Source organism: Kitasatospora sp. NPDC093558 (assembly GCF_040683475.1).
GTDB lineage: Bacteria > Actinomycetota > Actinomycetes > Streptomycetales > Streptomycetaceae > Kitasatospora.
In genome coordinates, this window is record NZ_JBFBDY010001294.1 from 1 (window position 1) to 1,191 (window position 1,191).

1 protein-coding gene is annotated in these 1,191 nt (G+C 72.0%); it reads right to left on the minus strand.

From position 1 onward, the window contains the following. Window positions 1-1,191 (minus strand): hydantoinase B/oxoprolinase family protein (locus AB0O00_RS40475; protein ID WP_363659658.1); only part of this gene is annotated, 1,191 nt, incomplete at both ends.

Genomic DNA, 1,191 nt, shown 5'->3' on the forward strand with positions numbered 1-1,191 from the left:
GTTCGCGGAAGCGCAGTCTGCGCAGGGCGCCGTTGCCGCCGTGGTGGCGGCCTTCGCCGCCGCTGCCGCGGCGTACGGCGAACTCCTCGACGAGGACGGGCAGGCGCCACTCCAGGACCTCGGGGTCGGTGAGGCGGGAGTTGGTCATGTGCGTCTGGACGGCGTCGGCGCCGTCGAACCCGGGGCCGGCGCCGGAGCCGGAGGCGATGGTCTCGTAGTACTGGTGGTGCTCGTTGCCGAAGCTGAGGTTGTTCATGGTGCCGGAGCCCTCCGCCTGGACGCCGAGGGCGGCGTAGAGCGCGCCGGTGATGGCCTGCGACGTCTCGACGTTTCCCGCGGCGACGGCGGCGGGGTAGGCAGGGGAGAGCATCGACCCGGGCGGGACGACGATCCGCAGCGGACGCAGGCAGCCGTCGTTCAGCGGGATGTCGTCGTCGACGAGCGTGCGGAAGACGTACAGGACGGCGGCGGTGACGACGGCGGAGGGGGCGTTGAGATTGCTGTCGAGCTGGGGCGAGGTGCCGGTGAAGTCGATGACGGCACTGCGGTCGGAGCGGTCGACCCGCACCTCGACGGCGATCACCGCGCCGGAGTCGGTCTCGTAGCGGTAGGCGCCGTCGGAGAGGCCGTCGATCGCCCGGCGCACGGCCTGTTCGGCGTTGTCCTGGACGTGCCGCATGTAGGCCTGGACGACGTCGAGGCCGAAGTGGTCGATCATCGCGCCGACCTCGTCGACGCCCTTGCGGTTGGCGGCGACCTGGGCGCGCAGGTCGGCGAGGTTGGTCGCCGGGTCGCGGGAGGGGTACCGCGCCCCGGTGAGCAGCCGGACGGTCTCCTCCTCGCGCAGTCGCCCGTCCACGACCAGCGGCCAGTCGTCGAAGAGCACGCCTTCTTCGTGGATCTCACGGCTGCCGGCGGGCATCGATCCGGGGGTGATGCCGCCGATCTCGGCGTGGTGGCCGCGCGAGGCGACGAAGAAGAGCAGGTCGTGTCCGGCGGGGTCGAAGACCGGGGTCACGACGGTGATGTCGGGCAGGTGGGTGCCGCCGTGGTAGGGGTCGTTGACGGCGTAGGTGTCACCCGGGCGCAGCTTCGGGCCGCGGCGGCGGATCACCTCCTTGACGGTGGCACCCATCGAGCCGAGGTGGACGGGGATGTGCGGGGCGTTGGCGACGAGGTTGCCGTCCGGGT